General features: G+C 71.3%; 11 protein-coding genes. 6 read left to right on the top strand and 5 right to left on the bottom strand.

Annotated features, from left to right (window positions below; all coding sequences use genetic code 11):
- A partial coding sequence (locus tag QL987_RS00055) for an FAD-binding domain-containing protein (protein ID WP_290155538.1) occupies nucleotides 1–1,105 on the bottom strand: 1,105 nt, incomplete at its 3' end.
- Between the two features lie 107 nt (nucleotides 1,106–1,212).
- On the opposite strand from QL987_RS00055, the gene QL987_RS00050 reads away from it, so the two are divergent.
- The 6 genes from QL987_RS00050 (at nucleotide 1,213) to QL987_RS00025 (ending at nucleotide 5,590) form a co-directional block, all read left to right on the top strand.
- Complete coding sequence (locus tag QL987_RS00050) at nucleotides 1,213–2,169, top strand: alpha/beta fold hydrolase (RefSeq protein ID WP_290155536.1); 957 nt, start codon at nucleotides 1,213–1,215, stop codon at nucleotides 2,167–2,169.
- Nucleotides 2,166–2,756, top strand: a complete 591-nt coding sequence (locus tag QL987_RS00045) for a DUF6518 family protein (RefSeq protein WP_290155534.1) — start codon at nucleotides 2,166–2,168, stop codon at nucleotides 2,754–2,756. The genes QL987_RS00050 and QL987_RS00045 overlap by 4 nt, the downstream gene beginning before the upstream one ends.
- Before the next feature lie 25 nt (nucleotides 2,757–2,781).
- The gene (locus QL987_RS00040) at nucleotides 2,782–3,225 is read left to right on the top strand and encodes a barstar family protein (protein WP_290155532.1); all 444 of its coding nucleotides are present in this window, start codon (nucleotides 2,782–2,784) and stop codon (nucleotides 3,223–3,225) included.
- Between the two features lie 126 nt (nucleotides 3,226–3,351).
- Entirely contained in the window at nucleotides 3,352–3,861 is a 510-nt protein-coding gene (locus QL987_RS00035; RefSeq protein ID WP_356839052.1) for a GNAT family N-acetyltransferase, read from the top strand.
- 196 nt (nucleotides 3,862–4,057) lie between these two features.
- Entirely contained in the window at nucleotides 4,058–4,471 is a 414-nt protein-coding gene (locus QL987_RS00030) for a hypothetical protein (protein ID WP_290155529.1), read from the top strand.
- A 138-nt stretch (nucleotides 4,472–4,609) separates the two neighbouring features.
- The gene (locus tag QL987_RS00025; RefSeq protein WP_290155527.1) at nucleotides 4,610–5,590 is read left to right on the top strand and encodes a phosphotransferase; all 981 of its coding nucleotides are present in this window, start codon (nucleotides 4,610–4,612) and stop codon (nucleotides 5,588–5,590) included.
- A 57-nt stretch (nucleotides 5,591–5,647) separates the two neighbouring features.
- Here QL987_RS00025 and QL987_RS00020 read toward each other — a convergent pair whose 3' ends face one another.
- From QL987_RS00020 to QL987_RS00005, 4 genes are read right to left on the bottom strand one after another with little or no spacing between them, the layout of a single operon-like run.
- Nucleotides 5,648–6,214 carry a GNAT family N-acetyltransferase gene (locus tag QL987_RS00020; protein WP_290155525.1) on the bottom strand — a complete coding sequence of 189 codons (567 nt, stop codon included), beginning with the start codon at nucleotides 6,212–6,214 and terminating at the stop codon, nucleotides 5,648–5,650.
- Between the two features lie 25 nt (nucleotides 6,215–6,239).
- Nucleotides 6,240–7,049, bottom strand: a complete 810-nt coding sequence (locus tag QL987_RS00015) for a class I SAM-dependent methyltransferase (protein ID WP_290155523.1) — start codon at nucleotides 7,047–7,049, stop codon at nucleotides 6,240–6,242.
- Nucleotides 7,046–7,846 (bottom strand): ABC transporter ATP-binding protein, encoded by an 801-nt coding sequence (locus tag QL987_RS00010; RefSeq protein WP_290155521.1) that lies wholly within the window; start codon nucleotides 7,844–7,846, stop codon nucleotides 7,046–7,048. The genes QL987_RS00015 and QL987_RS00010 overlap by 4 nt, the downstream gene beginning before the upstream one ends.
- Nucleotides 7,843–8,829, bottom strand: a complete 987-nt coding sequence (locus tag QL987_RS00005) for an ABC transporter substrate-binding protein (RefSeq protein ID WP_290155519.1) — start codon at nucleotides 8,827–8,829, stop codon at nucleotides 7,843–7,845. Before QL987_RS00005 ends, QL987_RS00010 begins: the two co-directional genes overlap by 4 nt.
- Between the last annotated feature and the right edge of the window lie 80 nt (nucleotides 8,830–8,909).

The following is an 8,909-nucleotide window of genomic DNA, read 5'->3' as shown; positions in this document are numbered from 1 at the left end:
GACGGACGGTGACGAGGGCGACCCCCTCCGCCGCGAGGGCGGGACGCAGCACCGCGAGCCGTTCGTGGACCGGCCCGACCGGTGCGTACGGCACGACCACGGTGTCGAGCTGCTCGGACTCCGCCCACCGCAGGACCGTCGACGGCAGCGTGTCGGCCAGCACCTGCGCCGGACGGCCGGTGGCGTCCGGCGTCCGGCCGGCGGCGTCGTCGACGGCGGTGGCCGTGAAGGCCTCGACGAGGTCCGAGACCGCGAACGGGGACCGTGCGCCGGGGTCCGCGGCGACTGCTGTCGCCACGGGCGCGGTCAGCTGGGGGTGCTCGGCGAGCAGGCTCGATGCCTCGAGGTCCTCCTCGTGCAGCAGCAGACCGACCCGGTCGCCGATCACGCCCACGACGTCGTCGGACTCGATCGGTGTGTGTGGTGGCAGCGGCTCCTCGGCGAGCGCCCGGGCCGTCGTCGCGAGTCCGGTCGGCGAGAACCGCCCGTCCGTGTACCGCGCGATGTTCGACGCCGTCGCCAGGTAGGTCTTGCCGCGGGTCTGGAGCCCTGCCACCCACCGCCAGGACAGCGTGTTGGAAGCGGCGTCACCGTCGAGCAGGTGCCTGTGGAAGAAGTCGGCGCCGAGCTGCCACGGCAGGCCGAGGGTGAAGACCCAGATGCTCGCGAACCACATGCGCGTGTGGTTGTGCAGGTAGCCCGTGTCGATGAGCTCCCGTGCCCAGGCGTCCATCGCGTCGATGCCGGTCCGGCCGTGCACCGCGTCCTCGTAGCCGGTCGGCAGGGTCCCGGTCGCGAACTCGTCGACCGCACGCCGGTACCGGCGCCACACCTCGGGGTTCTGCTCGAGCCAGCCCTTCCAGTAGGTCCGCCAGAAGACCTCCTGCACGAACTTCTCGGCGGCGGGCAGGCTGTGGCGGTCGAGGACGGCTGCGACGACCTCGTGCTCGGTCACCAGGCGGTGGCGCACGTACGGCGACAGCCCCGAGACGTTGTCCCGCGATGCGCCGAGGTCCGCGTTCCGGTCGCGGGCGTAGTCACGGCCGGCGCGGGGGACGAACTCGTCGAGGGCGTCGAGGCCGGCAGCTCTGGTGGGGATGAACACCCCCTGATCATGCTGGCGACCCCCGACGGTACGGCCGGGCGCAGCGCGTTCCGCGCCACGGGCCGACCGAGGCCCTGTACGGCTGATCCGCCCGCTACCGTCGAGCCATGGCCTACCCGAGGACCGGACCCACCGCCTCCGGGATGCTCGACGTCGGCGACGGCACATCCCTGTACTGGGAGGAGTCCGGCGCCCCCGACGGCATCCCCGCCCTCTGGCTGCACGGCGGCCCCGGCGGCTCGCTCGGCAGCGGCTGGTACCGGACGCACTTCGACCCCACCCGGTACCGCCTGATCGGCATCGACCAGCGCGGCAGTGGGCGGAGCCGCCTCCTCGTCACGGAGTCCCGCGAGCAGCTCGCCGCCCACACCACCCAGCGGCTGATCGCCGACATCGAGGCCGTCCGGCAGCACCTGGGCATCGAGGCCTGGGTCGTCGCCGGGATCTCGTGGGGAACGACGCTCGCCCTCGCGTACGCGCAGCAGCACCCCGCACTTGTCCGAGCGCTGGCCCTCATGGCCGTCACGACGACGAGCCGCGACGAGGTCGACTGGATCACCGAAGGTGTGGGACGCGTGTTCCCGGCGGAGTGGGAGGCGTTCGAGCAGGCCAGCCAGCGCCTCCCGGGTGAGCGCGTGGTCGACGCGTACGCGCGTCGCCTGGCGGGCGCCGACCGGGAGGCCCGTGCGAACGCCGCGCAGGCCTGGGACCGGTGGGAGAACGTCCACGTCTCCCTCGACGACCCCGCGCTCCGCGAGCGCGGCCACCTGGGTCCGGAGCTGCGCGAGGGCTTCGCCACCCTCGTCACGCGCTACTGGGCGAACGACGGGTTCCTGCCGGGCGACCAGGCCGTGCTCGCACGTCTGGACCGGATCGCGCACGTCCCGACGGCCCTCGTGCACGGACGGCGGGACATCAGCGGACCCGCCGTCACGGCCTGGCGCGTGCACCGCGGGTTGCCGGCGAGCACGCTGACCATCGTCGAGGACGAGGGGCACGGCGGGCCCGGCGGGAGTGCGGCGCTGACGGCGGCGCTCGACGGGTTCGCGGGGGGCGGCTCGTGACAGACCTCCGGGTGATCTCGGGGCGCTCCGTGGTTCCCCGGCTGACCGCGCTGGTGCTCGCCGCTGCCGTGGTCGGCGTGGGGTTCCAGGTACTCAAGGGGGACGGCACGGACGCGCTGCGGTACGTGCTCGGCAACCTCGCGGCGCCGTGGCTCGTGGTCCCGTTCGTCGGCGGTCGCGCGGTCCGGTCGCCCGCACGCGGTGCCCTGGTGGGCGCGGTGCTCGCCGTCGTCAGCCTGGTGGCCTTCTACGCGGCACTCGAGGTCCGCACGCACTCCCTGTCGGTCCACGTCGCCGCGAACTACCTGCTGTTCTGCACCACGGGAGCCGTGGCAGGAGCGGTGGTCGGCTGCATCGCCTCACTCAGTCGCCGGTCGGACCTCTGGTGGCTCACGCTCTGCCTGCCCACGCTGTTCGTCCTCGAACCGGTCGCGGCGTTCGGAGTCGCGTTCAGTGGTGGTCGGACCCCGACGAACGACGTCGTGTGGGCTGTGGAACTCGCGCTCGGGATCATCGGTGTGGCGTTCATCTGCAGGCGTCGTTCCCGGAACGCTCGATCGCCGTCATCAGCATTGCCGCTGTCCTGACCTCGTCTCGCACTAGGGTGCGAGCGTGCCGGCATTCTCCACTGACGATGTCCTCGGCAACAGGCTGGACTTCGAGATCGCTCGCGACGGCTTCGTCCGCGAGCTTCGAGACGCTGCCGTGTTGCGCAACGCCGAGACGTGGCTTCGACGCGAGGGCTACCGGGTCGTCGAGATGGACGCCGGGGCGTGGGGTGACGACGAGCAGATGCACCTGGACTTCGCGAAGGGCCTCCAGTTCCCGCGCCACTTCGGGCAGAACCTGGACGCGCTCGACGACTGCATGTCGGACGTGGCCGAGGCGGAGTACGGGTGGGACGCATCCGAGACCGGCCTCGTGCTGGTCCTCTCCGGTTTCGACCGTTTCGCTCAACGGCTCCCTCGGACCGCCGACCACGTGCAGCACATCCTGCGGCGGCAGGGACGGTACGCAGCACTCTTCGGGAACCGGCTCCTCACGATCCTGGCCTGACGAGACCCGGCTTCCAGGACGCCGAGAAAGGCGGTGGCGGGCCGAGACGGATCGTCCACCGTGACGACGACATGTGCGCGGACCGGTTTCCACCACCCGGCATCCGCGTTCCGGTTGACTGGCGCGATGACACTCGAGGTTCGCGACGCGGTACCAGGTGACGCCCTGCAGATCGCGCGGGTGCACAAACGATCCCGTGAGGCGTACTACGCAGATGCTCTCGATCCGGTCGACGCAGCTCGCGATCGGTCCCCGATGTGGGTCGACACGTTGACCCGGACCGACACCTGGTGCGTGGTCGCTGTGCAGAACCGACAACTGACCGGCTTCGTCGCCGCCCAGTTCGCAGATCATGACGACTCGCCTGTCAAGCTGTCGAGCCTCTACGTCGACCCTGACTGGTTCGGTTCCGGTATCGGCAGTGCGCTCTACGACCGGTTCACCGAAGTCGCTCCCGCGGGTACCGCCGAGCTCGAGGTGTGGGACGGGAACGACCGGGCCAAGAGCTTCTACTCGCACCGACGCTGGCGACCGACCACGCGGATCAGGCCCGGCGTCGCTGGAAGGCCCTTCGTCACCTGGACCCTCGACCTCGGAAGCCCGCCCTTCGAGCACGACAGCCCAACTCGCCTCTGACCTCGACGTTCCGCGCCGAAGCAGGATCGGTGACCCAGCCGACCTCCTGTCGACGATCGAGACCCTGATCCCGCTCCTCGAGCGCAAGGACCACGTGTCGCGCGCAGCAGAAACCAACCGGCTGAACGCAGCGATCGCTGCCCGAACGCGGATCAGTCCCTGGTGAGCGGACTCAGTGGAGCCGTACGCTCGCTTCATGGTCGAGTTCGTGCGGTACCAGAGCGCGGTACCCAACCGGAACGGTCACTTCCCTGGCGTGTTCGCACTCGCCAACGGCCTGCGCCACAACGGGTTGCTGACGCCTGAGGACGTCCGATGGCACCAGGAGGCGAACCGACGTACGACCGCGGCGCACGTCGATCCGACGACCGTCGATCCTCACTGCTACGACCAGACCCGCAACCCAGGAGCACGAGCGTGGTTCGCGGCAGACGCCGTCGAACTCCTCGCCCTGACCGTCCCGTACCTCGATCTCCTCGACCGCTACGACGTCCCTTGGGTACAGCTCACCACCCGTGCGCCGGGACGGATCGTCTACCGTGACGGCGATCAAGTCGTCGCCGTTCCGCACTCGTACCCCGACGACTGGCGCTTCCCGGCGGCTCGATAGCCCCAGCCCTTCGAGCGCCGCTGTTGATGACCCCAGACCTCGCCCGCAGCGAAGTGAGGCCCACGGAGCCGGTGGGGCAAGATCGGCAGGGACGTCGGGCACCGCGCACGACACACGACGGTTGATGCAGGGGGATCGATGACGATCGAGATGTTGTGGGAGCAGGACGACCCGGACGAGGTGCTGCGGAACCGTTTCGGCTTCGCGGACACCGAGGCGGCGGGCGACTGGGTGACCGCAGCGGTCGAACGTCACTGGGCTGTTCGTGTCGGTCCGCCGGAGCGCGTGGTGATCAGCGACGGCAACGCCCTCGCATGGATGCGCACAGCCGACCAACGTCTCCTGCTCAAGTGGTCGGTCGTCCCCGACCGGTTCCCACGGCTCGCACTCGCAGCCGAACTCACTGCCCAGCTCGGAGCACAGGGATTGCCGGTGTCTGCTCCGGTGACGACGCTCGCGGGTGGGGTGCAGGTAACGGACGGCGGCATCTCGATGGGTCTGCAACACGTCATCGAAGGTGCACACCTCGATGTCGAGGACACCGATCAGGTCCGTGCTGCGGGGGCGACGCTCGCTCGACTGCACGACGCGTTGCGCTCGAGCCCCGTGAGCGACGTGCACCACGCGGTCCTGTCCCCGCCGGCACCGCTCACCACGCAGATCTCGGGCTGGCTCGCCTCTGAGCCGTCAACGCTGTCCCCTCAGGCCCGCGACGTCTTCAGGCAGCTACTCGATCGGATGCCACCGGATCTCCCTCCCGTGCAGATCGTGCACGGCGACTACCGCGCCGCGAACATCCTGTGCACCGGCACCGAGGTCGTCGGCGTCCTCGACTTCGAGGAACTCCGACGTGACCATCGCATCGTGGAACTCGCTCGATCAGCGGTCATGCTCGGCACGCTCTTCCGGGACTGGGGGCCCGTTGATGCATCCGTGCGGGAGCAGTTCCTCGACGGGTACCAAGCGGTCCACGCTCTGACGAACGAGGAACTTCTTTGGTGGCCGGTCCTGGTGTGTTGGTACTCCCTGGCCCTCGTACCCCCGGGCGATGACCCCAACGGTTGGGGTCCAGCAGCGACCGAGCAGCTCGAGCACGCAGCGGCTCAGCTGCGCGGCTGAGCCGCCACCGTGACCACTCCGCGGAAGATGGCGATGCCCCCGACACGACGGTCGTCGTCAGGCGTCGTTCCCCGGTCCCTCGACCGCGTACTTGAAGCCGACGTGGCTGCCGACGAAGCCGAGTCGCTCGTAGAACCGGTGGGCGTCGACCCGAGCGGCGTCCGAGGTCAGCTGCACGAGTGACACGGCGAGCGCCGGCGCCGCCTGGTCGGTGACCCAGCGCATCAGTGCCGTACCGACCCCGGCCGAACGCTGCTCGCTCGCGACCCGGACGGATTCGACGAGCAGGCGCGCGCTCCCCCGACGCGACAGTCCGGGGATCAGCGTGAGCTGCAGGGTGCCGACGACGACGCCGTCCGCGTCCTCCGCGACGACGAGGTCGTTGCCGGGGTCCGCCGCGATCTGCCGGAACGCTTCCGAGTGCGCGAGGAGCGCCTCCCGGCCGAACGTTCCGGACGCACCGGACGCACCGGACGCACCGGACGCACCGTCGCGCGCGGCGCTGATCGGGTCGTCGGTCAGGAGGCGCAGGACCGTCCCGAGGTCGTCGAGCGTCGCGCGACGGATCACCACCACCGCACTCCGGGTGGGGACGGTGGTGGGGAGGTCGAGGCGCGAGATCACACCCCATCATCTCGCGCCTCGACCATCAGCGGACGCCGTACACGACGCGGTCGTCGAGGTACTGCCAGACCGTGCCGACCTCTGCGAAACCCGCACTGCGGAGCGACTCGACGTGGAACCCGAGCGTCACCTTCGGCGGTGCCTCGTGCAGTTCCGCGCCCCACACGGTGTCGCGTCGAGCGAGGGCCTCGGCGTAGCGGGGCGTCTCCGCCACCGCGGCCCACCAGGCGTCCCACGTGTCCGCGCCGCTCGCGAACCCCTCGCGCTGGGTCGCCGCGTCGTCGTCCGCGGCGATGGCAGCCATGGTGCTCTCGTCCCGCTGGTACGACAGGTGGTCGCCGTTGAGCAGGACGCCGCCGGGGCGCAGGAGGTCCGCGGTGCGTCGGAGGACGTCGACGAGCGTCCCCGGCTGGAGCCAGTGCAGAGCGGTGGAGCTGACGACGGCGTCGAACGGCGCGTCGGCGATGGCCGGGTGTTCGGCCCAGTGCGGGTCGGCGAGGTCGACCTCGGCGATCACGAGCCGAGGGTCGGCGGCGGCGAGATCCGCGGCGATCGCGAGGAGGGCCGGGTCCTTGTCGGCGACGACGGCTGTGGCGCCGGGAACGGCGGCGAGCACTGCTTCCGCGAGCGAGCCGGTGCCACCCGCCAGGTCGAGGACCCGCGGGGCGGACGTGTCCGCGCAGACGGCTGCGACCACGCGGGCGATCGTGGCGAAGCGTTCGGCCCGGTGTCGGATGTAGGCGGTCTGCTGGGTGTCCCACCGGTTCGCCAGGTCGCGTGCGCGCGCCGTGTCGTCCGGGGTGGCCGTCGGGGTGGTGGTCGTGGTGTCGGTCATCTGGTGGGTCCTTCCGGAGGGGCCGAGGAGGTGGCCGGTGGGGTGGGCAGGCGGAACGTGGGGTGGAGGTCGCCGTCGGGGTCGTCCCGGCGGGTGGTGTGGACGTCGTACACGGCGTCCAGGAGCGCGGGGCGGAGGACATCGGCGGGCGGCCCGGCACCGACGACGCGCCCCGCAGCGAGGACGACCAGGTGGTCGCAGACGCGTGCGGCGACCTCGAGGTCGTGCAGGACGACGACGACCGTCGGTGCGATGCGCGGCAGGAGTTCGAGGACCTCGAGCCGGTGCCGCAGGTCGAGGTGGTTGGTCGGTTCGTCGAGGAGGACGTGCTCGGCTCCGTGGGCGATCGCGCGTGCGAGACCGACCCGCTGCAGTTCGCCGCCCGACAGCGCGGCCAACGGATCACCGGCTCGGTGTGCCAGCGCGACCGCGTCCAGGGCTGCGGCGACCTGCTCGGATCCCGTGCCTCCGCGGTCCAGCAACCCGGCTCGGGCGAGGCCGCCGAGCGCGACCTCGTCCGCCACGGTGAGCGCCGGGTCCGGGTCGAGCCGCTGCGCCACGCTCGCGACGCGCTGGGCGATCCACCGGCGCGAGCGGTGTCGGACGTCCTGCCCGTCGATCTCCACACGGCCGCCGTCGACCGGCACGGCCCGGAGCAGTGCGCGGAGCAGCGTCGTCTTGCCGCTGCCGTTGGGCCCGACGATCCCCGTCACGGAGCCGGTCGGCGCACTGAGGTCGACACCGTCGAGCAGCACCCGGCGCCCGGCACGGACGGTGACGGCGTGCGCCTCGATCACCCGAGCGCGTCGAGCTGCCGGGCGAGCTCGGCCGGCCCGGCCACCGACAGGGTCGAGGGCGGGTCGGTGAACGGGAAGCGGAGCGCGACGACCCGGTGGTGTCGGACCGCGGAGAGTCCGGAGACGCCGGGTGCCGTGCGGAAGCTCTCGATGGTGTCCTGCGCCGTCCCGCTCGAGTAGAGCAACACGATCGTCGACGGGTCGCGGGAGATGATGTCCTCCACGTTGGCGTCGAAGACCCGCTGCTTCGCATCCGCGTACACGTTGTGCAGCCCGACCGCGTGGAACACCGGCGTCACCATGCTCGGGCCGCCGTAGGGCGAGAGGACGCCCCCGCCGGACGACACGTACAGGGCAGCAGCGGTCCCACGGTCGGTGCTGGCGGACTGTTCCGCCAGGGTGCTGCGTCCGGCCTGGACGGCGTCCTCGGCCAGGGCCTGCTGCCCGAGGACCGTGCCGAGCGTCCGCAGCTCGCTCCACACCCGCCCGAACGTCGCCGTGCGGCTCAGCTCCGGGCCGGGGTCCGTGCAGTACGCCGAGGGTGTGTAGAGCGGGATGCCGGCGGCCTGCAGTGCGTCCCGGTCGACGGCGTTCGCGGGGGCGATCACCAGGTCGGGCTTCGCTCCGAGGAGGCCCTCCTGCGACACGACGGACCCGCCGGTCGATGTCTGCTTCGTGGACAGCACGTGCAGGCGGGCGAGGTCGCGGTAGGTCTGCTCCGCGTACAGGTCCGGGGCGAGCGGTGCGGTGATGCCGACGATCCGGTCGACGGCATGGAGCGCCTCGAGGTTCGGGAGTTCGTCGTTGTTGACGAGCACGATGCGGCGCGGGGCCGCGGTGATCGTGACCGGGGTGCCGCAGTTCTCGATCGTGACCGGGAAGTGCGCACCGCCGTTCGGGCTCGTGGTCGGTTCGGTGGCGCTGGACGATGCCGCGCAGCCGCTCAGGCTGACCACGGCGGCGGTCGCGAGCAGACCGATCACCGTCAGGACCGGTGTGGACCGGGGCCGGGTGGAGGACCGGGGCCGGGTCCGGGTTCGGGTTCGCAAGGGGGTCTCCAAGG

Origin of the sequence: Curtobacterium sp. APC 4022 (assembly GCF_030407555.1) — a bacterium.
GTDB lineage: Bacteria > Actinomycetota > Actinomycetes > Actinomycetales > Microbacteriaceae > Curtobacterium.
This window is presented reverse-complemented; position numbering and strand designations above follow the sequence as displayed.